The organism is Clostridium sp. (genome assembly GCF_036569345.1).
Lineage (GTDB): Bacteria > Bacillota > Clostridia > Clostridiales > Clostridiaceae > Clostridium_AD.
Genome location: NZ_DATCQT010000025.1, coordinates 19,127 through 45,608 on the forward strand (window position 1 = coordinate 19,127; position 26,482 = coordinate 45,608).

Below are 26,482 nucleotides of genomic sequence, written 5' to 3' on the forward strand. Positions count from 1 at the left end.
CTCCACTTAATTGAGAATATTCCGATTATACTGTCAGTATACTCTTTTTGTACCCTATCGTCTATACAAAAATTATGTCATTGGGAAGGAGTTCCAATGACATAATTTCAATGCAATTTCTATTAAATCTAAATGTTAAATCGTAGAATTTCTTGTTTTAATTTTTCCGCGCCATCTTGTGATTTCTTTGTTAAATCTAACACATCATTTGATTTTGAAGTTATGTCAGATATTTTCTGGGCAATATCTGTTGTTCCAATGGCTCCGTCACTTGATGCTACAGCTACTGCGTCAATAGTTTTTAATACATTTTGTATTGAACCTAAAAGTTCTTCTGATGTTGAACTAAAGCCTGTAATAAGATTATCAACAAATTTTGCATCTATACTATATTGGTCTGCAACACCAACCATATCATTATAGTCATCATATATATCCGTAGACACAAATTGTAGTAATTTATTTGAAGCACCTGATAGATTATCAACTGACTGAGTAACCTTTTGAGTTATATTTTGTATCTCAATAACATTATCTTTTGACTGCTCAGCAAGCTTTTTAATCTCTTCAGCTACTACTGAAAATCCTTTACCTGCTTCTCCTGCTCTTGCAGCTTCTATGGCTGCATTTAGTGCTAGTAAATTTGTTTGCGAAGTTATATCCATTATGGATTTTGCTAAAACATTTATTTGTTCTACTACTTTTGCGTTTTCAATTGCATCTTCAAGTTCTATTTTCGTTCCCTCAAAAATTGAAATGGCCTTTTTCTGAGATATATTAACTCCATCTTTTGTATCAACCGCTCTTTTGCTAATCTCTATAACTTGCTTTGCACCCATTTGTGAATTTTCAGATATCAATCTAACGGCTTTTTCAATTTCCTGTGCAACAGCAGTCATTTCTTCTGATGAAGCAGCGGTTTCTTCCATACTTGCAGCTAACTCCTCAGTATTTGCTGATATGTCTTCTATATTTGAGTTGAGTTCTATTATATCTCTTTTTGATATTTCACAAAGTGTGTTTATATTAGTGGATTCCTCATCGATACCTTTAATAGTTGTTTTTATAGAAGAAACCATAGAACTTATAACTTTTGCAATATTTCCAAGTTCATCCTTAGACGAAATCATTTTTTGTGGGAATTGCCTGGTTAAGTCTCCCTTATCAATTACCTCACAATATGAAGTAACTTCAGCTAGTTCATATCGTAATTTTCTTAAAACTAAAATGAAAATTAAAATAAGAATAATCGCAGAAGATAATGCAACTATTATAAACGTTAATCTTGCATTAATAACAGCAGTGTTACTTTCATCATTAAGGTCAGCAGCTGATTGTATATTTAAATCTACTAATTTTTCAGTTATTGTAAGAATATTAGCACCTACATCTCTAGCTTTATCTCTATCAGCCTGTACCACTTTTCTTGTGTCACGTTCTGTAACTATTAGTGCTTGTGTAAGCTCCTTATAATCACTAATGGTCTTTTTTAATTCTACAAGATATTTAGACTCCTCAGGATCTATGGTTTTGCTTTCATAAGATTTTATGTATCTAGTAATTATATTAAAGGATTCTTGTGTAAATGCTCCAAGCTCTGGAGTGTAACCAGTATCCATTATTTTTGTGTAATTTAGCCTCAGTTCTAGATAATTTGATTTTACCTCCAATATATCTTTGGTGGGTAATAATCTATTAGAATACATTTGTTGCTGTTGTGCCTTTGCAAAATTCACTGAATATATTCCTTGAAAACTTACCGCTCCAAGTCCAATAATTGCTACTAAAACAATCATTATAAAAGAATGTGATATTTTTAAATTTTTTAACATAATTACGCTCCTCAAAAGCCATACTCCAGATGACTAAATTTTAAATTAAAATTAGTGTACATTAACTCCATAAATTACTATAAAACATATATTAACATAATTCAACATTAACCTTATATTATCCTTTAATATTTATCAGTTAATGTAAAATTTTCTATAATATTATCATAATCGTAAAAAAAAGAGAGTCATCATCTCTGATAATTCTCTCTTTACGATTATTTATTTAATTTATTCATTCTCTGATTTTATTTTTTCTTCTTTAACTACATCATTAATGTCGGTAGTCTTATTGGATAGGTTATACATAATACCCATCTCAGTATCTGAAACACCACTACTGGTTTTATTAGCATCTAGTTCATTAATTGAATTTTTAGCTTTTCCTAACTTATTTTTATCCATTAGTATTCTCCCTTCCAACACAAAATTACACAACATATATAGAATTCTCTATATATGTATAGAGTGCTCTATATAGTTTATCCATTTGGAAAGGATTTTATTTATTGTTTGTTAATTCACCCATATTAATGAACCTTTTGGTATATTATCATAATACCATTTTGCCATATCTAGTGGCATACGAATACATCCATGAGAAACCCTTTTCCCTAAAGTTCCATCAATGACACTTCCAGAGTTGTTTAAAATTACTGAATGTAGCATATAATTTCCACTATACCTTGTCCAATATTTCACTATCGCTCCAGGACCTGCAACAAAGGAATATCCTTTATCTTGAACTGTAAATAGTCCTCTCTTTGAAGGTGTAATATTATTACCAGATGCACATGAATATGTTTTTAATAAGACCCAATGTTTTGCTCCACCAGTAAAAATATTAACTCTTTGCCTATTCAAATCCACCCAAGTGAAGTATTTTGTAGTGCTTACGAAATTACTTGTAATATTAACATATGTTTCAAGTTGCTTTTTATCCAAGTATTTTGTATTAGTAGCTGGGTTTGAAGGCACAGAAACCTTATTACAGGCTACCCACAATTGAGAACCATTTGGTTCTTTAATCAAAAAAGTATTATTAGTTTCATCCTTTATCTCTACTTTTAAACCAAGATACTTTCCGTATACAGCATTTGATTGTACTAAACTATTATAAACAATACTTGTTGTTGTTCCAGAAACTAATGCTGTCAAATTACTATATACCCTTGTTTGTCCATTAATTCGGTATGAACTTATTTTATAATAATAAGTTTTTCCAGTTAGCAAACCCGTGTTTGTATAATTTAAAGCCGTGGCTCTCATTATTGGAATATAAGTTCCGGTACTTGAAGTAGCTCTATATATTTCATAACCATCTGCTAAGGCTACAGCGCTCCAGGTAAGATTAATACTTGAATAACTATATATAGTGGCTTTTAAATTTTTAGGTATTCCAGGTGCCACAATTATCCACTTAGCAAATAATGTTGTATTATCGGTAACTTTATCAGTTATAAAGTTCCATGAATTTAAACATCCAGCATCTTTGTACCAACCCCAAAATGTATAACCAGTCTTTGTTGGAGCAATCGGTGCTGTTATTACATTATTATAATCAACACCTCTACTACTTACGTTACTTCCTCCTTGGCTATTAAATGTAATTGTATATTTATTAATTGTCCACTTTGCAAAAAGTGTTATGTCCTGAGTTATTGCTGTATTTTCAAAATCAAACAGGTTTGCAAAGGTAGTATCATCTGTATACCAGCCTTCAAATGTGTATCCCATCTTAGTTGAATTCGCCGGTGCAACTGCTTTATCATTATATTCAACAGACAGACCGAGCACATCTAAGCCGCCGTTTGAGTTAAAGGTTACATTAATAGGACTATTAGCTATTGCTGATGATGTATCATTTGGCACCGTTGTATTAGATGCAGCATTCGCAATTACATGAATATTTAAAAATAGGAACAATATTGATACCGTAATAATTAAAAACTTCTTCAAAAAAATCCCCCCGTAAAATATGTTTTAGCTTTTATTATATTCTCTACATTTATGTTAATTCCTTCAACGGATAATTATTTATTTTACTAATTATAAGTTATAAAAAATGTAATCGTTTCAGGTAAATTCATATACGTTCTACCGCCTATAAAAAATAATAATTACATATGTAAATGTGAAAGACCGAGTTTTTTAAACTCGGTCTCCTTCTCATATGCCTTTTTTCAACTAAAGATTATTATTCAATTGGCATACGTTAAGAATCCTTTTTTAGTTGCTCCAAATAGAAGTTTTAGCAGGAATATTATCATATATATATTTAGCATTTACTAAAGCTAACCTTACACATCCGTGAGATACAGCAACTCCAAGGGTGTTATCTATAATATAATTTCCGTCTTTATCATATAGTACGCTGTGAAATAAATAGTTGCCACTTATTTGAGTATAATATTTACACCTAGCCCCTCCATTAGAAATAAAGTAGCCACCTTTACTTCCCACAGTGAAATTACCTTTAACTGTGGGAGTACTTGTTTTCCCTGAAGAACAAGCCATTGATTTAACAAGATGCCATCTTTTATTAGAGCCATTAAATACATATACCTTTTGCTTAGCTAAATCGATCCATATAAAATAAGATGTAAAGCTATAGTTGTTCTTACTATTTATAAATTTTTCTAATGTATTTTTTGAAATTGCAGCTTTAGATATAGCCTTTTGTATAACTGGTAATTTATACATAGTCACTGAGGTTGGTGCCATATTAAGCTTTTTTAGTGTTAATTCACCTACTATACCATCTTTAAGCATCTTATTTCTCATTTGAAAGTCCATAACTGCATTGTTTGTTGCGTTACTAAAATCTCCATCTACATTAAGTTTATAACCAAATTTATTAAGCTTTTGCTGTATTTCCTTCACCTTATCGCCCTTATCCCCTTGTTTAAATGTTGTTTTAAGTTTTATCTGTTGTACTTTGGGAGACTCAATCTTGATATTTTTATCTTGGTTTATTTTGTTGCTGTTATTTTGTACATTTGGTTGTGGTGTATTGTTTGGATATACTTCTGAGGCAACCGGAGACTTGACAGATGCCTTGTCTTTACTCACTACATCACAGCCACTTAAAATAAATATAAACATAAAGAGAATACACACTAAGTACCTTTTATACATACTAATACCCCATTTTTATAGAAGTATGGAACTGTTCCTTATAGTGTATTCTCTTAAACTTAAAATGCTACTAAATTGCCAAACCCATTCCTAAATAAAATGTCTGTTACCGCTTGTTCAATTAATTAATACATATATGTAATAACCTATAGACATATCCCCTCATATTCATAAAGCAAGTTTTTACTTAAAACAATTTGTTATTACAAATAAAACAATAAAAAGAATATCATTAATGATGACCTACCTCATATATTCTTGTATATTCTTCAGTATACTCTTCTATATATTTTCTGATTACCTTCCCACTTGTTACAAATCTAAAGAAATTTCTATCAATTCCATTTTGAGAATAAATAAAACAATTATCAATAAAATCAATTTGTTTTATTAGCTCTCTCCAATGGTGTCCATCAAAATTTTCTACCTTAAGACCATTATTATCAGCCACAATATACTCAAATATATAATATTCTTCTAAAGATCCGGTTTTATAATATTTTACTATATGATTACTTTTACTGTTATTTGTAGCTAATGGACTAATGGTAATAATCTTAGTCCAAACGAGTTTATCTTTATCAGTATCAAATATTTCTTCATAATCAATTAACATAATATCACCCCTATTCAATGTTATTCCTATGTAAAGGGTTTTATTACAAAATGAAAATTTATTAACTAAATAATCTTATTTTTCATCTTTATAAATAAAGATTTCAATTGATAATTTTTACAATTTAATGCATAATTAAAGAAGAAATTTTATAAAGGGATTATTTGAGATTCAGTTGTTATTATAGATATATAAGCTCAAAAAAAACAGAAATACACTAATGGATTCGAAAGGAGTTATTTATGCTTTTATCATTAAAAAATCTTTCTAAGGAATATATTATTGAAAAGAAGAAAAGTTTTAACGCTCTCAGCGACGTTAATCTTGATTTTGAAAAGGGAGAATTTGTTTCAATTCTTGGCCCTTCCGGTTGCGGCAAATCCACACTTCTAAATATAATTGCAGGTCTTGATGGGCCAACTTCAGGTGATTTAATTATTGAAGGAAAATCAACAAAAAAATATAAGAAAAAGAATTGGGATTTATATCGTAAAAATAATATAGGATTTGTTTTTCAATCCTTTAATTTAATTGAACATTTATCCGCACTTGAAAATGTTGAAATTGTTATGAATTTAATCGGTCTTTCAAAAAAGAATCGTATAACCCGTGCAAAAATGCTACTTACCCAGGTTGGTCTGGAAAAACATATGGATCACAAGCCTGGTGAATTATCTGGAGGTCAAAAACAACGGGTTGCAATTGCTCGTGCACTTGCAAATGATCCGGATATAATACTCGCAGATGAGCCAACAGGTGCCTTAGATAAAAAAACAGGAATTCAAATCATGAAACTTATTAAAGATGTTGCTCATGATAAGTTAATTATTATGGTTACTCACAACCGGGAACTTGCATATGAATATTCTACCCGCGTTGTAGCTATTCTAGATGGAAAAATTCAAGAGGATGAAAAAATTAATGATTCTGAAACAAATAGTTTAAAATCTGATCTGAAAAAGAAAAATGGAAGCATGTCTTTTGGAGATGCCATGAAACTCTCCCTTAGAAATATTAAACAGAAAATTGGTCGTATAGTAGTAACAACTATTGCTGGTTCCATTGGAATTGCAGGTATTTTATTAGTTATCGGGCTTAGTAATGGAGCAACTAATTATATAGATCTTCAAACAAATTCTTTTGCTAGTGCTAATATAATACAAGCCTCTATTAAATTTAAAGATCCGACACTTCAAAAGACAGATTATCCAAAGAATATAAGTGCCTATGATAATATTAAGAAAAATCCTGAGGTATTAAAGGTTAGAGAAGACTTAAATATTAAGAATATTACTTCTTTTGAAGTAAATAAGGAAACTTTAAAGGATATTACCTTTAATTCACTAGCTGGTGAAAATTATCATTCAAACATTGACCATGCACTCAAAGGTAGTGTACCAAAGGATAATAAGAATGAATTATTAGTAAATAAAGATATGGCTAAAAAAATTATTGAAAAATACGGAATGAATCCAGACAAAGATGATTATTCAAAAGCTATTGGCAAGACAATTAAGGTAATAATTCAGGAGAAAACCACAAATCCAATCACAGGTGATGAAATTTTAGGTAAAAAATATACACAAAATTTCAAAGTAGTTGGAGTCGTGGATGAAATAGCCTTAAGTTCAGCTGCTGTATATTACTCTTATGATGCTGTTAATACTTGGCTTAAAAATGATGGCTATTTTGTAGGCAAAGATAAGCGCAACGTCACTGCAGAAGTGGTTATAAAAGATGTTCATAACAATGAAACAGTACTCAATTACATTAATGCTAAGGAAAATGGCGGTATTGGTGGAGATAAAATGACTGAGGCAAAGGGCTTCTACGCAACCTCACAAATTGTTATAGTTAAAACTGCTATTAAGACTTTAATTAATTTGGCTCAAGCAGTTATGATTGTATTTATTTCACTTGCTTTAGTAGTTTCAACAATTCTAATAGGTATTGTAATTTTCTCAAGTGTACTCGAACGTAAAAAAGAGATAGGTATTTTAAAAGCTGTGGGAGCTAGAAATAAAGATATCGCTCGTATTTTCAAAGCGGAATCTGCTTTGATTGGTCTTTTTGCAGGAGTCACTGGAGTAGTCGTCGCTTTTATAATTCAACCACTTGCAAATGGAATAATCAATAATGTATTAAATATTAATGCAGATAATATTGTAAATATCCCACTAACGGGTATTCCATTTACAGATATTAAAGTTCCCTTTGTAACTATTGCCGGTCTAATTGTTATCAGCATCTTAGTTGCAGTTTTAGCGGGACATTTTCCATCTAAAAGAGCAACTAAAATTCAAGTTATTGACGCACTGCGTGATGAATAGGGGGAATAGTAAATGTTACAAATTAAAAATTTAAGAAAAACATATAAAATTGGTAAACACCAGGTTATAGCGTTAGATGATGTTTCTTTTGATTTACCTAATGGAAAATTAGTGGCAATTGTTGGACCTTCTGGTTGTGGAAAAACGACAATGATGAATTTAATAGGAGCTTTAGATGCAGATTTTGAAGGTGATGTTATTGTTAACGGAAAGTCTTTAAAAGAAGCTGGAGAAAAAGATTTAGATACTTATAGAAAAAATACAGTGGGTTTTATTTTTCAACAGTTTAACTTACTAAATTCACTAACATCAATTCAAAATGTTGAATTAGCCTTAGATTTATCAGGAACCTCAAAGCAAAACAAAATAAAAAAAGCTCGTAGCCTCTTAGATCGAGTTGGACTAACAGATCAAATGAAAAAGAAGGTAAACCTTCTCTCAGGTGGTCAACGTCAACGTGTTGCAATCGCTCGTGCTCTTGCTAATGATCCTGAAATAATTTTAGCTGATGAACCAACTGGAGCATTGGATGTTAAAACTGGTCAACAAGTTATGGAATTATTAAAAGAAATTTCAAAGGAGAAACTAGTACTCATGGTTACCCATGCACCGGACCTAGCGCTAGCTTATGCAGATTTAATTGTAAATATGGAAGATGGTAAGTTAATTTCCATTGTTGAAAACATAAGCTCCATTTCAACTGCTGCACCTATTATTGAAAAGATAGAAACAAAATCAAAAATGTCCTTTTATACCGCCCTAAAAATGTCACTTCGTAACGCATGGCTTAAAAAAGGACGTACCCTTGCAACTGCTATTGGTACTTCTATAGGTATTTGTGGAATTTCATTAGCTATAGCAATTACTTCAGGTACTACTAGTGCAGTTAACAATCAGATTAAAGGCATATTCCCGACAAATGCAATAACAGTAGGATTAAAAGAAAATACAGATAAACCTCTAAAAGATATTAAACCTGTAAAATATAGTGATATAAACTCAGTTATGTCCTTAGATAAAAATATATACGCATACAACTTTCAAATTGGAGGCCAAGGAATCCCTGTTGCAACCTTTTATTCTTTAGATAAAAATTTAATTAAAGATGAAAAATTAATGAGTAAAATGTCAGACCAAGCTACTAGAGAAAAGTTGATTATGATGATGGCTCCAGGAGTTCTCGCGGATGTTAAAAATGATATTCAATATGGCACACTTCCTAAGGTTGGCTCAACAAATGAAATTGTCATTTCACTTTCCACCGCTAAGGATTTAGAAAAAAATGGTGGTGATTTAAAATCTTTAATTGGTAAAGATATATACGTTCGCTATCTAAAACAAGATTCTAACCCGCATAATGATCAAGGAGGTGTCCCTGAAGTACCCATTGTTAAAACTTGGAAGATTGCAGGGATTGCCAATACTACAACTTTAATGGACACATATTATGCAACAAGTACATGGCCAATTAGTTTCTATGAGAAACAGTTTAAAATAGATAAAACAACTTTAGAATCAACTGCCTTTGTATTATATTCTAGTAACAATAAAGATTTAGACACAGAGGTACAAAAGCTAAATTCTTCCCAAAATAAATACACATTTGATTTAACTGCCAAAACTATATCTGCGCAAGTTGATGGGGCAATGAAACAAATACGTTATGCACTTATGGGATTTTCCGGAATATCTATTCTAGTAGCAGCTCTAATGATATCAATTGTTGTTTATATTTCTGTACTAGAAAGAATTAATGAAATAGGTATTCTCCGTGCAGTTGGTGCAAGGAAGAGAGATATCTTGAATGTTTTCGTTGCAGAATCATTCATTATTGGTGTATTATCAGCAGGCCTCGGCTTACTGTTTACTTTAGGTGTATCTAAACTCATTAATACAGCAGTTTATGGTTTCTTGAAAAACATTTCTGAAAATGCACCTTATATGGAAGTAGCTAAATTGCCACTTGCAGATGCTGGTTTAATTTTATTATTCTGCGTATTGTTAAGTATGATCTCAGGATTTTATCCATCTTTAAAGGCTTCAAAAATGGATCCTATAGACGCATTACGTAGTAGGTAAAAGATAAGTTTGTGATAAAACAAACCCAGCGCTAATTAGTGCTGGGTTTGCTTTTTTAATTAAATTATTTGATATATTTTATTTTATGTTATGCTTATCTAGTATAGCATCAATAAATTTTCCATTTTCATAGAATAATTCATCGTCCGCATAAATTTTCCCACCATTTCTCATATCGCAGAGCATATCCCAGTGAATTGTGGATCTGTTTAGTCCTCCTGCTTCAGGCATTGAATCTCCAATAGCCATATGTACTGTTCCACCAATTTTTTCATCAAATAACATATTTCTTGTAAAATTCTTAATTCCATAATTGGTACCTATAGCTACCTCACCAAAACTGCAAGATCCAGCATCTGTTTCAAGAAGTGCCTTAAGTAGGTCCTCTCCTTTCGTGGCTTTTGCGTTAACCACCTTTCCTTTTTCAATTTCTAAAACTATTCCTTCGATTTCTTTGCCCATATATATTCCTGGAAAACTAAAGGTAATTACTCCATCCACTCCGTCTTCAACAGGTGATGTAAATATCTCTCCGTCTGGAAAATTGGCTTTTCCGTCGCAATTTATCCATTTTCTTCCTTCTACATTCACTTTAATATCTGTTCCCTTAGAAATAAAATGCATACTTTTTTTAGTATCAAGATATCTAACCCATTTATCTTGCTCTGAGCTTACCCTTTTCCACTCAGCTACAGGATCTTTCGCATCAAGTAATCCCGCACCATAAACAAATTCCTCATAATCGCTAAAACTCATTGCAGCTTCTTGAGCATCTGCATATGTAGGAAATTGTGTTCCACACCACCTTAAGCAGCCGTTGCCCATCTTCTCGGAATATATTTTTCTCCAGCTTGCTGCACCCATAGAAGACAATTTAAATTTATCTGCATCAATCTTTGAATTTGTCTTTGTGTTTCTACTTCCCCAAGCAGAAATCCATACATCTGCCTTTTCAAGCATAGTTTTAAAAAGTATATTCTCGCCTAGAAGTTGCTCTTCACTTCCGTATTTAAGTTTTATTTCTGATACATCCTGTGAAGTAAGTACTGTTTCCACATGAGCACCTGCCTTCACAGCTTCCTTTACTACCTCTACCATCCAAGGTCTTGCAACCTCATCGCAGGATACGAACACAAAATCACCTTTTTTAACCTTGGTAGAGTAATTCACAAGTAATTTTGCAAGTTTGTTAAGTCTTTGATCAGCCATTTATAATTTCCCCCTTCTTTTAATATATTTTTATTATATAAATTTTATTAATCCTAATAATTCTAAATTTTCTTTTAATTCACTAATATCATATAATTATACATGAAAATACAAGGTTCTACCATATTTTTCTACAAAATCACTCTTTAATATCTTATTGGATGTTACGTAAAGAAATATAGTTGCATTGACAACTATATTTCTTTATTGTATAATTAGTAGGCAATGCAACTAATTTAGGAGGAATAAGATAATGAATGAAAATAAGAACTCATTGGGAAGATGGATTTCTCTTTTGCATAGACATAGTCATGTATACGTGGGAAGACAACTTAAACAATATAATATAAGTAAAGGTCAATATACGTACTTAAATGCATTATATAAAAAAGATGGTATAAGTCAGGAACAATTATCGGATTACCTTAAAATTGATAAAGGTACTACAGCAAAAGCTCTTAAAAAGCTAGAGGATGATAATTACATAATTAGAAAAATAGATGTTAAAGATAAAAGAGCATATAATGTTTACCTTACTGAAAAAGCATTGGAAATCAAACCTATGGTTAGAAAAGCTTTGATGGATTGGGCGGATATTTTATTCTCAGGATTTAGTGAAGAGGAAAAGAAAACATCCTTAGCATTACTCGAGCGAATGGGAGACAATGCCACAAACATTAACAATGATGTTGCACATTTGGAGATGAAAAAATGAACATAGCGGTCAATACTAAAAGATTTATTAACAATAACTTTCATGCACTTACACACAAAAATTATAGATATTTTTGGATGGGTCAGTGTGTTTCTTTGATAGGTACTTGGACACAAAATATAGGGCAATCCTGGCTAGTACTTACTCTAACTGGATCTCCACTTTTACTTGGGCTTGTTGGAGCAATGCAGTTTTTACCCGTAACCTTTTTCTCATTGTTTGCTGGGGTTCTAACTGATAAATTTCCTAAGAAAAAAATACTGATTTTCACTCAGATCGTATCCATGATATTAGCTTTTATATTATCCGCACTAGTGTTTACAAAAACTCTAAAATATGAATATTTATTAGCTTTAGCTTTATGTCTTGGATTTTGTAATACTCTAGATATGCCAACTAGGCAAGCCTTTAACGTTGAAATAGTAGGAAGAGAAGATCTGATGAATGCCATAACGCTAAACTCAGCCACTTTTAATTTAGCAAGAATTATTGGACCAGCTATTGGTGCTCTGCTTATGGGATATCTTGGAGCAGCATGGTGTTTTTTATTAAATGGTTTTAGCTTTCTTGCCGTTATCTATGGACTGGTTCATATTGAAGCAGTCACTTATGTGAGAAAGAAGAGATCTGAAAAAGGAATGCTTAAAGAAATAATGGATGGACTAAAATATATAAAAAGCAATTCTGTTTTAATAGAAACCTTGATATTAGTTAGTATTATGGGAATATTCGTTTTTAACTACAACGTTCTAATACCTGTATTTACGAAAAATGTACTTCATATGCAAGAAAAGACCTATGGAATTTTACTGTCTGCCCTTGGAGCAGGTTCTCTCATTGGAGCACTTCTTATGTCTTTTAGAAGTAAAAATGGTCCAAATAAAATTCTTATGATAGGTAGCTCTATTGGAATTGGAATAATGCTAATCTTTACAGGAATAAGCAATTTATATTATTTTACTGCCTTAAGTTTAGCAATAACAGGAATATTTAATATGTTTTTTTCAACCACCGCAAATTCCATGTTACAGCTAAATTCCAAGGATGAATACAGAGGACGCGTTATGAGTGTATATTCACTTGTATTTGCTGGTTTTACTCCTCTTGGAAGCCTTCTCTCAGGATTAGTTGCTGAGAAATTCGGAGCTGACGTTTGTTTCATGTTATCAGGTATTTCTACAATAATATTGGTTTTGTTACTTGTCACCTGGTTTAAAATTAAAGAAAATGCTAAAGTAACGTCTGTATAAACGATAGCATTGGTTGATATTTTAAATAATGGATATAATAATTTTAAAACTAATATTGCTTAGGAGTCGATAAGATGGTATCAATCAGCATTACCATAATTTTAATAGGAGTTATTATAACTGCACTTATTTTTGCGCTTTCAAACGGACTTCACGATGCAAGTTCTGTAGTCGCAACTTTTATTGTATGTGGAGCAGCAACCCCTAAGCAAGCCATTGGCGTTGCCTCAATTTTTGGAATGATAGGTGCTATTTTCGGAGGAAGTGCAGTAGCAGATACTATTTCCAATGTTATAGATTTACCAGTCAAGTCTTCACTGCTTATAATACTTCTCGCAGCAATGCTTGGTGCAGTTATATGGAATTTAGTAACTTGGAAATTGGGACTTCCCTCAAGTTCAACGCATGCTTTAATAGGTGGAATTATTGGAGCGGTTTGGGTGTCCTCAGGATATACACATATACTTTGGGGCTTGAATGAATTAATTGGTGGGCATCACCTCACTGGAATTGTGAAAGTTGTCGCAGCTTTGATTATTTCACCGATGCTTGGATTTATAATTGCATTTTTTCTACAAAAATCAGCAAAATTGCTACTTAGAAATGCAAAATTCACATTAAATAATGGACTAGTAAAACTTCAATGGGGAATAGCCGCAGCACTTGCCTACAGCCATGGAGCAAATGATACTCAAAAGATAATCGGAATAATAACTTTAGCTCTGATGGCAGGTAAAGGTGTAGCAATGGGTACATCACCTCTTTGGGTGCGATTTGCTGGCGGCCTTGTAATGTTTATTGGGACAATGCTTGGAGGATGGACAATAATGAAAACTGTAGGTCGCGGAATATTTACACTAAGAGTTATTCACAGTGTAAATTCTCAATTAGCTTCGGCAGGATCATTAATACTATCTACTTTAATAGGAGCTCCTGTTTCCACAACTCACGTAGTTGTCGGTAGCGTCATGGGAGTTGGTGCAGCTGAAGAATATAGAATGGTACATTGGGGTATAGCAAAGGAAATTATTTTAGCTTGGTTTATTACAATACCACTATCTGCAGTAGTTTCAGCACTAATATATATTATATTAAATTCTATTTTTAAAGTAATATAATGGAGGAAAATATGGATAAAAGAAATATTCTTGATAGGTTTTTTCCGGTAAAATATGATTTTTACGAAATGCTAAATAGCCAAGCAAAACTTAATATGTTAGGAATTGATATGCTGCATAAGTGGCTTAGTAGCCATTCCACTGTGGAAAAGGAAAAACTGCTGAGTTATGTTAAACAAGCCGATGAGGTCAGATATAATATGGAAAGCAATCTTGTCGAGGCTTTTATAACACCTTTTGACAGGGAAGATATTTATTCCATTTCAGTTGCAATGGATAGGGTAATTGAATTTGCAAAGTCAACACTAGATGCAATGGAATCCTTTGAAGTGAAGCCAAATGATATAATTATTAATATGGTAGGAAAGCTTAAAGAGTCAACCGATTTTCTATTTGAATCATTAAAAATATTAAAAATCAATCCATTGAAATCGCAACAAAACATTACTAAAATGAGAGAAGCCCATATTGAATTAGACCTGCTTTATCGCGATGGAATGGTTTCAATATTTAAGGGTAGTGACCCAATGTACGCTATTAAACAAATAGAAGTATATCATCATATAAAAGATGCCTCTGTTAATTTAGAAAACACAGTGGATATATTTCACAGAATAGTTGTAAGAAGAATATAACAATATTTTTATAAAATATTCTTTACGCCACAGTAGTTATTGTTTAATTCTTCTTCTTATCTAGATATATATATATTTGTTGAAACTGAATCTGAAACATCGTTAAATACATCTAGCGCTTGGACTTGAAATTTATATGTTTCTCCAGCTTTTAAACCAGTTACTGTAAGGAAATTATTAATATTTGTTGAAATCCAAACACCATCTTTATAAACATTGTAACTTTTTATATCTATCTCAGTATTTTTGTTCCAACTCAAATTAACTGTTCCTAATGATGAATTAAATCCATTCAAGTTTATTGGTTTAGATGGTGGCGTTATTAAATCAAGTGACGGACACCAACTCTGATCCATGTGTTCATATCCACCGATAATTGCAGATTGCGTAAATTGCCAGATATTCCAGCCTTTCCATCCACCAAAACTCATAGGCGTATCATCACTAAACTTCAAATAGCTATTAAATTCATAGTATTCAGCATTCCAAAGGGGTAAATTGTTTATTGTAATAATATCAGAATTAATATTCCAGTCATTAAAAAAAGACCTGTTTGTATATATCATTATAGTTCTACCTGTATATGATTTAAAATGGTCACAAAATACTTTAGCCCAATCAATTATTTGTTTTCCCGTAAGTCCGACATCAGTTTGACCAAGTGGAGGCTCTATATCTAAGACAGGAAGTAAGTCACCATATCCGCTTGCACCCGCTTTACTCATAAGACCTAATATATGATTTGCATATGCTTCGGCCTCAACACTCGCTTTGTTTAAATCGTAATCTAAATTAGACCAGTGTGGAATATAATAGAATCCTACTAAAAGACCAACAGATTTTATTCCTAGGGTATGTTTTTCTGCCATTACATCAGGGTTATATCCTTTATTTAATACACTATTTCCAGCCCTAACATACGCATATTCTATTCCATCTTTTTTAATTTTATTCCAATCAAATTCAGATTCATAAAAAGAAACATCTGTACCTTTGACAAAGCCTGAATACTTATTAGCTTTTGACCAATAAACTACGCCAAGAGAAGTTGTAATACTTACTCGAGCGATATTACTATAACCAGAGAAAACTTTTCCGGCAGTATAAGATGTTACCTTATACTCATAAGTCTCACCAATTTTAATAAACGGATCTACAAAAACTCGATTCTGGGTAGATCCTATAGGAATATTATTTCTTAAAATATAATATCCACTAACCTCAACATTGTCATATGCAGGTTCCCAAAATAGAACTACACTGATTAATGTATTTCGTTGCACTATTAGTTTTGTTGGAGCTCCTGGTGTGGCCCTATAATCCATTTTAAAATCCAAATTTAATTTACCTCCTTTTATTCACTCTTATAATTAATATATTCGTCTAATAATTTTATTGTGCATCATCTTTATTAAACATAATCTCCAATAAAAGAAAAAAATAAAACCAGGAGGGTGTATTCCTCCTGGCTTACTATGTTTTTAATTTTATCTACTAACCTTTAACTCCACCTACTGTTAACCCACCAACAAGATATTTGGATAAACAAATAAATAATATCATTACAGGTAAAGCTGTAATTAAAGCACCTGCGGAATATATACCCCATGCTGTTGAAAATTGTCCTTGCATACTTACAAGTCCAACTGGTAAAGTTATTTTTGCCGGATCATTTATTATGACACTAGCAACTATATACTCAGACCATGCTCCCATAAATGAGAATAATGCAGTTAAAGCAACAGCTGGTTTTGCAAGTGGTAATATTATTTGATAAAAGGATCTAAATGCTGAAGCACCATCTACATATGCACTCTCTTCAAGTGACTTAGGGATGGTATCATAAAAACCCTTCATCATCCAAATGTTAAAAGGAATTGAAGTAGACACGTAGACCACTGCCAATGCAAAATAACTATAGCCATCTGTAAATTAATTATCATTAAATATAAAGGTAACAAAGTCATAGCTAATGGAAACATCTGAGTAACTAAAATCAAGGTTAATCCCATTTTTCTTCCTCTAAATTTAAACCTTGAAAATGCATATCCAGCTGTAACAGAAACCATTACGCTAAAAACACAGGCGACTGTTGATACAATTAAGCTATGATAAAGCCAATTTAACATATCATATTGTATAAAAGCTTGCCTAAAATTTTCAAATGTTGAATTTTGTGGAATTATACTCAAAGATGTAGTAAACAATGCATCTGCTGGTCTTAAAGATATTGTTAATATATTTAAAATCGGATATATTGAGCAAATACAAGCAACTATTAAAACAACATATATCAATATTATTTTGCCAGGAGAATCTGCTTTATTAAATTTTTTATTTTTCATGTTTTCACCTCTAATCTTCCGATTTCTGAGCTCTAATAAATACTGTACTAAATGCTAACAAAATTAGAAATATAATTACAGAAAGAGCTGCTGATTGACCATACCTGAAATATTGGAACGCTCTCTTAAATACCATAGTTATAAGAATTTGAGATTCATCTGAAGCCGCTCCACTAGTAATTATATATACTACATTAATCATATTAAATGTCCAAACTGTTCCAAGTATTATTGCAGGAGTAAGTATTGGCTTTAAAAGTGGAAGCGTTATACTTCTGAATTTTTGAAAACTCGTTGCCCCATCAAGATCCGCAGCTTCATATAACTCATCCGGAATACTTGAAAGTCCACCAAGTGCAATCATCATCATAAAAGGAATTCCAAGCCATATATTAGTTATAATACAACCTAAAAAGGTCCAATTCGGATCTGATAACCATGGAATGGAGATTGCATGCCCAAATAATTTTGATAAAATAATATTAACAGAACCATATTCGACATTATACATACCTTTCCATGTAAGCGCAGCAATATATTGTGGTACTGCCCAAGGTAAAATAAGCAAAACTCTTATAAATGCTTTACCTGGTAATTTTCTATTTAAAATTATTGCAAGAAATAATCCAATTGAAACATGAAAAAATACATTAATAGCAGTCCATAATATTGTCCTTATTAAAGTAGAATAAAATAAACTATCAGAAAGTATATTTTTATAATTATCCAAGCCAACAAAAGGATAATTCTGACTTTTCAAATTTAACAAAGTTACATTTTTAAATGAAATTATAATTTCATAAATAAGTGGATAAGCTACAACAAATACTAAAACTATAACTGCTGGTGCTAAAAAAAAGAAAGGTGTAAGCTTGCCCTGTCCTATTCCAAAACTACCATTGCTTCGTTTCTTTTTTGTTTTCTTGACAGTTTCTAACATATGAATGCTCCTTTCTTAAAGAAAAAGGGGATTTCTCCCCTTTTATAAATTAATTTTATAGACCTAAAGCTTTTATTCCATCTTCAGCTTTCTTCTGCATAATCGCTCCTGCAGCTTCTGGCTTTGTTTTTCCTGATAATACATCTTGTTGAACTGGTTTAATAGCATCCCATATAGCCCTCATTTGTGTAATAACTGGCATTGGTGTTGCTTTATCTAATTGATCTTTTTGCCCTGATATTAACGGATTTCCTGTAATTTTAGGATCTTTTATAGCCTCAAGATTAGTTGGTATTTGTTGATGTGCATCAACCATCTGTAACTGTGCGTCCTTTGAATTTACAAACATAAGGAATTTCTTAACTGCATCGATCTTATTAACATCCTTTACTCCTGCAGATACTGTATATCCTTTAACAGCTGAATATGGTGATGGAGATTTACCATTTATAGTAGGTATAGACATTATACCTAAATCAATTCCAGCTTTCTTATAATCTGCAAAACCCCATGGTCCATTTATTATAAATGCAGCTTTTCCACCTTTAAATAGGTTGTCTGCTACTGTTGCATCAGATTCTTTAGCAATTAAACCTTCACTGTGAATTTTTTCCATGAAAGTCATCCACTGTGTAACAGCTGGTGTATTTAGTGTAGGTTTAGGTGAAGTTGCATTAACATCATCAAATACTTTACCACCAAAAGCTCCTAAGAAACCAATTGAGAAAAATGGTTCAACTTCATTAAATACTAAACCATATTGAACTTTTCCTTCTTTTTTAAGTTTTAATCCCATTGCTTCTAGTTCTTCAAAAGTTTTAGGAGGAGTTGGTACTAATTTTTTATTATAAGAAACTAAAAGTTCATTACCATTTCTATCTGGAATCATATATTGTTTTCCTGTAAATTTACCACCCTCTAATGTTTGTGGATCTAACGTTTTTAGGAAGTCTGCTCCAACAATATTATCTATTGGTTGTACTAAATTACCAGGAACAAATACTCCCAGGTTGTCATTAGGTGATAATACAATATCAGGACCTGTTGTACCAAGTGATGCTGTTGTAAAATTCTTTCTTAAATCTTCAGTTTCGTAATGTGTTCTCTTAACTGTTATGTTAGGGTTTGCAGTATGAAAGTCAGCTATTAGTTTATCCAATGTTTTTTGTGCAGTTGCATCATCTTGTTCCCAAAAAGTTATATTTACTGGCTTAGTCGAATCTACAGCTGGAGCAGCTTTTTTAGTACCACACCCTGCTAATGACCCTACAACTAAAGTTGATATCATTGCAATGGCCATTAATGTTTTGATTTTTTTCATTTTTTTTACCCCCCTAAAATTTGTGAAAATAAAGTTTATAAACTACTTATATATTATTAAATAAGCAATTATTTAAAGATAACATGAAAACGTTTTAATCATTATGCAACCGTTTGCCTAAATCTAGTCTACTATTAATATCTTTATATGTCAAACCATATTTCAAAAATAATAATTTTATTTTCAAGCATTAGTTTACCTTGATTAACACTAACCACTGTACCATCCACAATATTAGTATATTCACCGTCAGTTACATTTATACTTATCTCTCCCTGATGTTTGCCTACGTTAAATATTCCTATAAGTTTTTTATTTTTCATTTTGTATGATGCTAAAATAACATCTTTGTCCTCTATAGTGTAGATTTCATAAAAACCCTTTGCAATAATTTCTTTTTTCTTTATTTGACCAAGAGTTTTTAATAACTCTACAAAGTCTTCCTTTATGAAATTAAAATTTATTTTATCAATATCGAAAAGACTTGGCGTTGTAACTGCCTCCGCCTCCTGTCCTGCATTTAAAAGTGTGCATCCCTTTTCAAAATATAAAAATCCAGTCCAAATTCTTAATGTTTCTTCATCAGGAATAAGCGCCTTTGATCTAAGTTGATCATGATTTTCTAAAAACCTTAACTTAACATAGTTATCTGGATATATTGTTTCTTGAAGCGCAACACGATCTATATATTGCTTTAATGAGTTGTGCCCACTAAAATACCCCAAGTATTCGCTATTTACATCATAATCATAGGCAATATCAAAAGCTTGATATATTTCACTGTCAGATAGTCCTACAAAACCATTTTCTCTCATAACACGAATGAACTTAGGTTCTACACTTTCTGATAGCCATAAGATATTTTCTTTAATTTTAGCTATCTGTTCTCTTGCACTCATCCAAAATTCTAGCGGCACAAGTGATGCTACATCGCATCTAAAACCATCCACCCCAAGACTTATCCAATATTTTAATGTTTCAATTTGATAGTCCCATAACTTTTTATTATTATAATCCAGGTCCACTATGTCCGTCCAATCTCCTACCTTGTTTCCAAGGTTTCCATTTGCTTTTGTATAAAAAAATGGTCTATGATTTTCAACCAACCAGGAATCTGGCGAAGTATGATTGTAAACTACGTCTATTATGCACTCCATCCCTAAGGAATGTATCTTATTGATCAAACTCTTAAAGTCCTCTAAACTGCCATACTCAGGATTTACTTCCCTATAGTTTTTAATTGCATAAGGGCATCCAAGTTTTCCTTTTTTATTTTTAATTCCAATGGGGTGAATCGGCATTAACCATATAATATCAATACCTAAGCACTTTATTCTTTCTAAATCCTCTTCAACATCTTTGAAAGTTCCATTAATACCATGATTTCTCACAAATATAGAGTACATTACCTTATTTCTCAAAGAGACCTTTGTATTATTAGCCATAAATAACCTCCATTTTCTAAATTATTGCCTTGTCGCGCAAACGTATGCATAAGTTGATAAAAAAATATAATAAAAGATAATTTTTTCATATTTTATACTAAATCCAAAAACCCTAATAATCTAGAGTTTTTGGGTTGATTCTCTTTCAACTAATTTTGTATCGATAATATAATTATTTATATTTTCCTTCTCATTTTCCAATTTGTTTATTAATAGCTTAACTGCAAAATAACCTAATTCTTCAGAATTAATATCTACTGAAGATAACGATGGATTTCTGTAAGCTGCCTGTGGTGTGTTATTAAACCCGACAATTGGAATATTATGATTAGACATTTCGCTTATGGCTTTTGATGCACCAAAGGCAATTAAATCATCTGTAGTTACAACTGCTGTAGGATTAGATTTATTTAATATTTTTTTCATAGCATCATAACCACTTTTTTCTGTAAACTCTGCTTCTTGTATCATATTTCCATCTATTTTCTCACCAATGTTCTCCATAGCCCTTGTGTAACCTTCTAATCTGTTTATAGTTACATTAAGCATAGGTGGACCTCCTATAAATGCAATCTTTCTCTCACCCTTTTGTATAAGATAATTAACAACACTGTACATTGCATGAAAGTTATCATTATCAACCCATAAAATCTCATCTGCATTTTCTGGTTTACCTATTACTACAAAAGGATAATCTGTTTCTTTTAAATAAGCGATGCATTTATCATCCTTTCTTACTGTTGGTAAAATAATTCCATCAACCCTTCCGCTATTCATCAGACTTGCTATATACTCTACTTCTTGGTCTTCATTATTACTGTAAGTATACATAATAAAATATCCTTTTTTTTGAGCATAATGACTAATTCCTCTCATTATTTGAATAAAAAAAGGATTAACAAATAGATCCTCATCATTGTTAGGCAGGATAAGTCCTATAGTTTTTGTTGTTTTACTAACTAGGCTCCTAGCTATTGCATTAGGATGATACTTCATTTCCTTCATTGCTTTGTATACCTTTTCTTTAGTTGCATCACTAATTCTAGGATTATCCGCAATTACTCTTGAAACTGTGGATGGTGATACATTTGCAATCTTTGCTACATCTTTAATAGTTACTGACATGTTATCTTCACTTCCCAATTGCTCAAAATATTCTATGCTCATTATATTATTAATCATAATAATAATCAAGAATAAAAAATAAACAAAATTATTTTGTGCAAACGCATTCACAAATGCATGATTTTATATTATTATATTGTTATAGATATTAAAGTAAACATGAAGGAGAAATATATGTACAACATAAAAGCAGTTATATTTGATTTAGATGGAGTATTAGTTGATACTGCTAAATATCATTATTTAGCATGGAATAGGTTAGCTCAAGAACTAAATATAAAGTTTTCTTTAAAAGATAATGAAAGGTTAAAAGGTGTAAGCAGAATGAAATCATTAGAAATCATATTAGAGATAGGTAATATTACAATAGATTCTAATGTTAAACTTGAACTAGCTCAAAAAAAGAATGTTTGGTATGTAGAGTATATTTCTAAATTAACACCAGATGATATTTTACCTGGCGTAATAGATTTTTTAAAAAAACTCAAGACAAATGGTATAAAAATAGCATTAGGTTCTGCAAGTAAAAATACTATGCTAATTCTTGATAAGTTAAATTTAACGGATTATTTTGATTGCATAATTGATGGCACAAAAGTGTCTAAAGCAAAACCTGATCCTGAAGTTTTCTTAAAGGGTGCTTTGGGACTTAATGTATTACCTAGTGAATGTGTTGTTTTTGAAGATGCAGAAGCTGGCGTTGAAGCTGCCCTCAATGCAGGAATGTACTGCATTGGAATAGGTTCTAAAGATACATTAAAAAAAGCTCATTTAGTTTTCTCAGGATTTTCTAATATGATTTTCGATAAGTTAGAACTATAAGGAGCAAGACGTAGGGGGGATTTTAATGAAACATTATTATAAATTAGATGAATGGAATATTATAGAAAAAGGACTAAATGTCGACAACAATGAGATATCCGAAAGCCTTTTCAGTTTAGGTAATGGATATATGGGTCAAAGAGCAAATTTTGAAGAAGAGTACAGTGGTAAATCTCTTCAAGGTAATTATATAGCTGGTGTCTATTATCCTGATAAAACCAGAGTTGGTTGGTGGAAAAATGGATATCCTGAATATTTTGCTAAGGTTTTAAACTCAACAAATTGGATTGGTATAAACATTAAAATTAATGACATTTCTTTAGATCTTGCTAAATGCAATGTGCGAGAGTTCGAAAGAGTTTTGAATATGAAAGAAGGTTACTTAAAAAGAAGCTTTGTGGCTGTACTTACAAATGGCAATGAAATTGAGGTAAAATCTCAAAGATTTATAAGCATGACTCGTGGTGAGATTGGAGCAATAAAGTATTCAATTAAGTCATTGAATTTCAAGGGTAGCCTTGAGATCACACCTTACCTTGATGGAGATGTTATTAATTGTGATTCCAACTACGATGAAAAGTTCTGGGATGAGATTTCAAAAGCTGTTAAACCTAATGAAGCATATTTGATGTTAAAAACTAAGAAATTAGATTTTCACGTCTGCACAAATATGACCTATGAAATAACCAAAAATGGTGAACTAATTAACCCAATTGTAAGAATGGAAGAAAGTGAAAAATATGTTGCAAATAACGTTTTAGTTCATTGCGATGAAAATGATGAAGTTATAATTTATAAATATGTTGCAAATACCTCATCAAGATATTATGAAATACCTAAACTAATTCAAATAACTAGAGAACTTTCACAAAAATCTAAAAATGATGGTTTTGAGATATTATTAAAAGAACAATCTCGTTTTTGGAGTGAAAAGTGGAAACAAAGCGATATAGTTATTGAAGGTGATCTATCCGCGCAACAAGGTATTCGCTTTAATATATTCCAATTAAATCAAACCTATACAGGAAAGGATCATAGATTAAATATAGGACCGAAAGGCTTCACCGGTGAAAAATATGGTGGAAGTACTTACTGGGATACTGAAGCATATTGCATTCCATTCTTTCTAAGTACCTCTGGCGAAGAAGTATCTAGAAACCTATTATTATATAGATACAAACATTTAGATAAAGCCATAGAAAACGCAAAAAAATTAGGTTTTGCAAATGGAGCAGCTTTATATCCAATGGTAACAATGAATGGTGAGGAATGTCATAATGAATGGGAAATAACCTTTGAGGAAATTCATAGAAATGGTGCCATAGCTTATGCTACATATAATTACGTAAACTATACTGGAGATACATCTTGCCTTGGTGAATTTAGTTTTGAGGTACTTACAGCCATATCAAGATTTTGGGCTCAAAGAATCACTTTCTCAAAAAATAAAAATAAATATGTACTTTTAGGGGTTACTGGACCAAATGAATATGAAAACAATGTAAATAATAACTGGTATACTAATAAAATTGCCTGCTGGACATTAAAATATACACTAGAGGTCATGAATTACTTAATTCAAACTCAACCAAAAAGATTAAATGAACTTAAGGAAAAACTTAATTTAAAAGATGTTGAAATGATTAATTGGAAGAACATTATTAAAAATATGTACTACCCAGAAGACGAGGAACTTGGAATTTTCCTTCAACAAGATGGGTATATGGATAAGCAGCAGATATTAGTTAAAGATATAGACAAAAAAGATATCCCATTAAATCAAAAATGGTCATGGGATAGAATATTACGCTCTTGCTTTATAAAACAAGCTGATGTGCTTCAAGGTATTTACTTATTTGAACAGGAATATGATACAGATACAATTAAAAGAAATTTTGATTTCTACGAACCAAGAACGGTACACGAGTCTTCCTTGTCCCCTTGCATTCATACTATTTTAGCTGCGAAAATTGGAAATCATAAAAAAGCTTATGAAATGTATTTAAGAGCATCAAGGCTTGATCTTGATAATTATAACAATGACACAAAAGATGGTTGCCACACTACTAGTATGGCGGGAACTTGGATGGCTGTAGTACATGGCTTTGGTGGTTTGCGCGTTATAGACAATAAATTAATATTAAATCCATCTATTCCTGAGCATTGGTGCTCTTGTTCTTTTAAAATTATGTTTAGAGGTGCACTTCTAAATATTAAATTTACTACAAAGATGCTTCAAATACAAAGTGAGAATAACATTGCCGTAAACTTATTACTCTATGAAAAAGATTATAAGTTAGCTGGAAATAATTCGCTCGTAATAAAAATACTATAAAATTGTACTTTAATACAAACTTAATAAGTTATTTTTGTGACTTCTCCAAATAGCTAAAATCACTATAATATATTAAACTTAACTTATAAAAACATTTAGGGGGAATTTATAATGGCAAATTTATCATTAAGACATATGTACAAAACTTATGATGGAGACGTTACAGCTGTAAATGATTTCAATCTTGAGATAGAGGATAAAGAATTTGTAGTTTTTGTTGGACCTTCTGGTTGTGGTAAATCTACTATATTAAGAATGATAGCAGGTCTTGAAGAGATTACCAAAGGAGAATTATACATAGATGGTGAACTTAAAAATGATGTATCTCCTAAAAATAGAGATATCGCCATGGTTTTTCAAAACTATGCTCTATACCCGCACATGACAGTATATGACAACATGGCATTTGGATTAAAACTAAGAAAAACTCCAAAGGATGTCATAGCTGCAAAAGTAAAAGAGGCTGCGCAAATTCTTGATATTGAACATTTATTAGATAGAAAACCTAAAGCTTTATCTGGTGGTCAAAGACAAAGAGTTGCTATGGGAAGAGCTATCGTTAGAGCACCGAAAGTATTCTTAATGGATGAACCTTTATCAAATCTTGATGCAAAACTTAGAGTTCAGATGAGAGCTGAAATATCTAAACTTTATAATAAATTACAAACAACATTTATTTATGTTACACATGATCAGACAGAGGCTATGACTCTCGGTACAAAAATAGTAGTTATGAAAGATGGTATTATTCAACAAGTTGATACACCTCAAAATTTATACGAACACCCTAAAAATATATTTGTTGCTGGATTTATCGGAAGTCCTCAGATGAATTTTATAAATGGTACAATTGTAGAAAAAGATGGCAAAATAGCTATAAATTTTGAGAATAGTGTCATTCCCTTAAATCCTGAAAATAGTGCTATACTAAGAGAACAAAGCTATATTGGAAAAGATGTTATAATTGGTATTCGGCCAGAAAATATAGATGATGATCCAGAATTTTTGGAAAAGAATAAAGAATCCATTATTGATGCTAAAGTCGAGGTAACCGAACTTTTAGGAGCTGAATCCTATCTTCATTTGAGTAAAGGAAATTGTCTTATAACTGCTAGAGTAAATGGAACATCAAATACGAAATCTGGAGATTATATAAAAGTTGCTTTAAATATTAATAAACTTCATATTTTTGACAAGGATTCTCAAAAGCCTATAATTTAGGGGGAT

Annotated in this window: 22 protein-coding genes; 9 read left to right on the forward strand and 13 right to left on the reverse strand. The window is 31.5% G+C overall.

Features of this window, described 5'->3' with window-relative positions; all coding sequences use genetic code 11:
* Nucleotides 1-128: 128 nt before the first annotated feature.
* From VIM70_RS01775 to VIM70_RS01795, 5 genes are all read right to left on the reverse strand, one after another.
* A complete protein-coding gene (locus tag VIM70_RS01775) occupies nucleotides 129-1,832 on the reverse strand; it encodes a methyl-accepting chemotaxis protein (RefSeq protein ID WP_331943530.1) in 1,704 nt (567 codons plus the stop codon).
* A gap of 231 nt (nucleotides 1,833-2,063) precedes the next feature.
* Nucleotides 2,064-2,237 carry a hypothetical protein gene (locus VIM70_RS01780; protein WP_331943532.1) on the reverse strand — a complete coding sequence of 58 codons (174 nt, stop codon included), beginning with the start codon at nucleotides 2,235-2,237 and terminating at the stop codon, nucleotides 2,064-2,066.
* Nucleotides 2,238-2,348: 111 nt separating this feature from the next.
* Entirely contained in the window at nucleotides 2,349-3,791 is a 1,443-nt protein-coding gene (locus VIM70_RS01785) for an InlB B-repeat-containing protein (RefSeq protein ID WP_331943534.1), read from the reverse strand.
* Nucleotides 3,792-4,061: 270 nt separating this feature from the next.
* Nucleotides 4,062-4,970, reverse strand: a complete 909-nt coding sequence (locus VIM70_RS01790; protein WP_331943536.1) for a L,D-transpeptidase family protein — start codon at nucleotides 4,968-4,970, stop codon at nucleotides 4,062-4,064.
* Between the two features lie 232 nt (nucleotides 4,971-5,202).
* Complete coding sequence (locus VIM70_RS01795; protein ID WP_331943538.1) at nucleotides 5,203-5,586, reverse strand: hypothetical protein; 384 nt, start codon at nucleotides 5,584-5,586, stop codon at nucleotides 5,203-5,205.
* A gap of 242 nt (nucleotides 5,587-5,828) precedes the next feature.
* Here VIM70_RS01795 and VIM70_RS01800 point away from each other — a divergent pair, with 242 nt between their 5' ends.
* Entirely contained in the window at nucleotides 5,829-7,916 is a 2,088-nt protein-coding gene (locus VIM70_RS01800) for an ATP-binding cassette domain-containing protein (RefSeq protein ID WP_331943540.1), read from the forward strand.
* A gap of 12 nt (nucleotides 7,917-7,928) precedes the next feature.
* On the forward strand, nucleotides 7,929-9,995 hold the full coding sequence (locus VIM70_RS01805; RefSeq protein WP_331943542.1) for an ATP-binding cassette domain-containing protein: 2,067 nt from the start codon (nucleotides 7,929-7,931) through the stop codon (nucleotides 9,993-9,995).
* Between the two features lie 78 nt (nucleotides 9,996-10,073).
* Here the strand turns inward: VIM70_RS01805 and VIM70_RS01810 are convergent, their stop codons facing one another.
* On the reverse strand, nucleotides 10,074-11,204 hold the full coding sequence (locus tag VIM70_RS01810; RefSeq protein ID WP_331943544.1) for an aminopeptidase: 1,131 nt from the start codon (nucleotides 11,202-11,204) through the stop codon (nucleotides 10,074-10,076).
* Nucleotides 11,205-11,457: 253 nt separating this feature from the next.
* Between VIM70_RS01810 and VIM70_RS01815 the strand changes: the two genes are divergently transcribed.
* The 4 genes from VIM70_RS01815 to VIM70_RS01830 all read left to right on the forward strand — a co-directional run bounded on the left by VIM70_RS01815 (nucleotide 11,458) and on the right by VIM70_RS01830 (nucleotide 14,922).
* Nucleotides 11,458-11,919: a MarR family transcriptional regulator gene (locus tag VIM70_RS01815; protein WP_331943546.1), complete on the forward strand. Its 462-nt coding sequence runs from the start codon at nucleotides 11,458-11,460 to the stop codon at nucleotides 11,917-11,919.
* Nucleotides 11,916-13,169: an MFS transporter gene (locus VIM70_RS01820; protein WP_331943548.1), complete on the forward strand. Its 1,254-nt coding sequence runs from the start codon at nucleotides 11,916-11,918 to the stop codon at nucleotides 13,167-13,169. Before VIM70_RS01815 ends, VIM70_RS01820 begins: the two co-directional genes overlap by 4 nt.
* Nucleotides 13,170-13,243: 74 nt before the next feature.
* Complete coding sequence (locus VIM70_RS01825; RefSeq protein WP_331943550.1) at nucleotides 13,244-14,287, forward strand: inorganic phosphate transporter; 1,044 nt, start codon at nucleotides 13,244-13,246, stop codon at nucleotides 14,285-14,287.
* A gap of 11 nt (nucleotides 14,288-14,298) precedes the next feature.
* Nucleotides 14,299-14,922, forward strand: coding sequence for a DUF47 domain-containing protein (locus VIM70_RS01830; protein WP_331943552.1), 624 nt, complete (start codon nucleotides 14,299-14,301; stop codon nucleotides 14,920-14,922).
* Nucleotides 14,923-14,978: 56 nt separating this feature from the next.
* Here VIM70_RS01830 and VIM70_RS01835 read toward each other — a convergent pair whose 3' ends face one another.
* The 7 genes from VIM70_RS01835 to VIM70_RS01865 all read right to left on the reverse strand — a co-directional run bounded on the left by VIM70_RS01835 (nucleotide 14,979) and on the right by VIM70_RS01865 (nucleotide 22,098).
* Nucleotides 14,979-16,259 (reverse strand): glycoside hydrolase family 25 protein, encoded by a 1,281-nt coding sequence (locus tag VIM70_RS01835; protein WP_331943554.1) that lies wholly within the window; start codon nucleotides 16,257-16,259, stop codon nucleotides 14,979-14,981.
* Nucleotides 16,260-16,416: 157 nt separating this feature from the next.
* Complete coding sequence (locus tag VIM70_RS01840) at nucleotides 16,417-16,812, reverse strand: ABC transporter permease subunit (RefSeq protein ID WP_331943556.1); 396 nt, start codon at nucleotides 16,810-16,812, stop codon at nucleotides 16,417-16,419.
* Nucleotides 16,779-17,267, reverse strand: coding sequence for a hypothetical protein (locus VIM70_RS01845; protein WP_331943558.1), 489 nt, complete (start codon nucleotides 17,265-17,267; stop codon nucleotides 16,779-16,781). Before VIM70_RS01845 ends, VIM70_RS01840 begins: the two co-directional genes overlap by 34 nt.
* Nucleotides 17,268-17,277: 10 nt before the next feature.
* A complete protein-coding gene (locus tag VIM70_RS01850; RefSeq protein ID WP_331943560.1) occupies nucleotides 17,278-18,207 on the reverse strand; it encodes a sugar ABC transporter permease in 930 nt (309 codons plus the stop codon).
* Nucleotides 18,208-18,262: 55 nt separating this feature from the next.
* Complete coding sequence (locus VIM70_RS01855; protein ID WP_331943562.1) at nucleotides 18,263-19,528, reverse strand: maltose ABC transporter substrate-binding protein; 1,266 nt, start codon at nucleotides 19,526-19,528, stop codon at nucleotides 18,263-18,265.
* A gap of 143 nt (nucleotides 19,529-19,671) precedes the next feature.
* Nucleotides 19,672-20,973, reverse strand: a complete 1,302-nt coding sequence (locus VIM70_RS01860) for an alpha-amylase family glycosyl hydrolase (RefSeq protein WP_331943563.1) — start codon at nucleotides 20,971-20,973, stop codon at nucleotides 19,672-19,674.
* A 120-nt stretch (nucleotides 20,974-21,093) separates the two neighbouring features.
* Nucleotides 21,094-22,098, reverse strand: coding sequence for a LacI family DNA-binding transcriptional regulator (locus tag VIM70_RS01865; RefSeq protein WP_331943680.1), 1,005 nt, complete (start codon nucleotides 22,096-22,098; stop codon nucleotides 21,094-21,096).
* Between the two features lie 174 nt (nucleotides 22,099-22,272).
* Between VIM70_RS01865 and pgmB the strand changes: the two genes are divergently transcribed.
* The 3 genes from pgmB (at nucleotide 22,273) to VIM70_RS01880 (ending at nucleotide 26,476) form a co-directional block, all read left to right on the forward strand.
* On the forward strand, nucleotides 22,273-22,920 hold the full coding sequence (gene pgmB, locus VIM70_RS01870; protein ID WP_331943564.1) for a beta-phosphoglucomutase: 648 nt from the start codon (nucleotides 22,273-22,275) through the stop codon (nucleotides 22,918-22,920).
* Nucleotides 22,921-22,945: 25 nt separating this feature from the next.
* Nucleotides 22,946-25,255: a family 65 glycosyl hydrolase domain-containing protein gene (locus VIM70_RS01875; protein WP_331943565.1), complete on the forward strand. Its 2,310-nt coding sequence runs from the start codon at nucleotides 22,946-22,948 to the stop codon at nucleotides 25,253-25,255.
* A 111-nt stretch (nucleotides 25,256-25,366) separates the two neighbouring features.
* A complete protein-coding gene (locus VIM70_RS01880; protein WP_331943566.1) occupies nucleotides 25,367-26,476 on the forward strand; it encodes a sn-glycerol-3-phosphate ABC transporter ATP-binding protein UgpC in 1,110 nt (369 codons plus the stop codon).
* Nucleotides 26,477-26,482 lie beyond the last annotated feature (6 nt).

What these genes read in the sequence shown, in the direction of transcription:
- VIM70_RS01790 (WP_331943536.1), bottom strand. Translation starts at nt 4,970, where the DNA reads ATGTATAAAAGGTACTTAGTGTGTATTCTCTTTATGTTTATATTTATT.
- VIM70_RS01865 (WP_331943680.1), bottom strand. Translation starts at nt 22,098, where the DNA reads ATGTCAGTAACTATTAAAGATGTAGCAAAGATTGCAAATGTATCACCA.
- VIM70_RS01820 (WP_331943548.1), top strand. Translation starts at nt 11,916, where the DNA reads ATGAACATAGCGGTCAATACTAAAAGATTTATTAACAATAACTTTCAT.
- VIM70_RS01845 (WP_331943558.1), bottom strand. Translation starts at nt 17,267, where the DNA reads ATGAAAAATAAAAAATTTAATAAAGCAGATTCTCCTGGCAAAATAATA.
- VIM70_RS01800 (WP_331943540.1), top strand. Translation starts at nt 5,829, where the DNA reads ATGCTTTTATCATTAAAAAATCTTTCTAAGGAATATATTATTGAAAAG.
- VIM70_RS01855 (WP_331943562.1), bottom strand. Translation starts at nt 19,528, where the DNA reads ATGAAAAAAATCAAAACATTAATGGCCATTGCAATGATATCAACTTTA.
- VIM70_RS01805 (WP_331943542.1), top strand. Translation starts at nt 7,929, where the DNA reads ATGTTACAAATTAAAAATTTAAGAAAAACATATAAAATTGGTAAACAC.
- VIM70_RS01780 (WP_331943532.1), bottom strand. Translation starts at nt 2,237, where the DNA reads ATGGATAAAAATAAGTTAGGAAAAGCTAAAAATTCAATTAATGAACTA.
- VIM70_RS01825 (WP_331943550.1), top strand. Translation starts at nt 13,244, where the DNA reads ATGGTATCAATCAGCATTACCATAATTTTAATAGGAGTTATTATAACT.
- VIM70_RS01880 (WP_331943566.1), top strand. Translation starts at nt 25,367, where the DNA reads ATGGCAAATTTATCATTAAGACATATGTACAAAACTTATGATGGAGAC.
- VIM70_RS01815 (WP_331943546.1), top strand. Translation starts at nt 11,458, where the DNA reads ATGAATGAAAATAAGAACTCATTGGGAAGATGGATTTCTCTTTTGCAT.
- VIM70_RS01875 (WP_331943565.1), top strand. Translation starts at nt 22,946, where the DNA reads ATGAAACATTATTATAAATTAGATGAATGGAATATTATAGAAAAAGGA.
- VIM70_RS01830 (WP_331943552.1), top strand. Translation starts at nt 14,299, where the DNA reads ATGGATAAAAGAAATATTCTTGATAGGTTTTTTCCGGTAAAATATGAT.
- VIM70_RS01775 (WP_331943530.1), bottom strand. Translation starts at nt 1,832, where the DNA reads ATGTTAAAAAATTTAAAAATATCACATTCTTTTATAATGATTGTTTTA.
- VIM70_RS01850 (WP_331943560.1), bottom strand. Translation starts at nt 18,207, where the DNA reads ATGTTAGAAACTGTCAAGAAAACAAAAAAGAAACGAAGCAATGGTAGT.
- VIM70_RS01795 (WP_331943538.1), bottom strand. Translation starts at nt 5,586, where the DNA reads ATGTTAATTGATTATGAAGAAATATTTGATACTGATAAAGATAAACTC.
- VIM70_RS01810 (WP_331943544.1), bottom strand. Translation starts at nt 11,204, where the DNA reads ATGGCTGATCAAAGACTTAACAAACTTGCAAAATTACTTGTGAATTAC.
- pgmB (WP_331943564.1), top strand. Translation starts at nt 22,273, where the DNA reads ATGTACAACATAAAAGCAGTTATATTTGATTTAGATGGAGTATTAGTT.
- VIM70_RS01860 (WP_331943563.1), bottom strand. Translation starts at nt 20,973, where the DNA reads ATGGCTAATAATACAAAGGTCTCTTTGAGAAATAAGGTAATGTACTCT.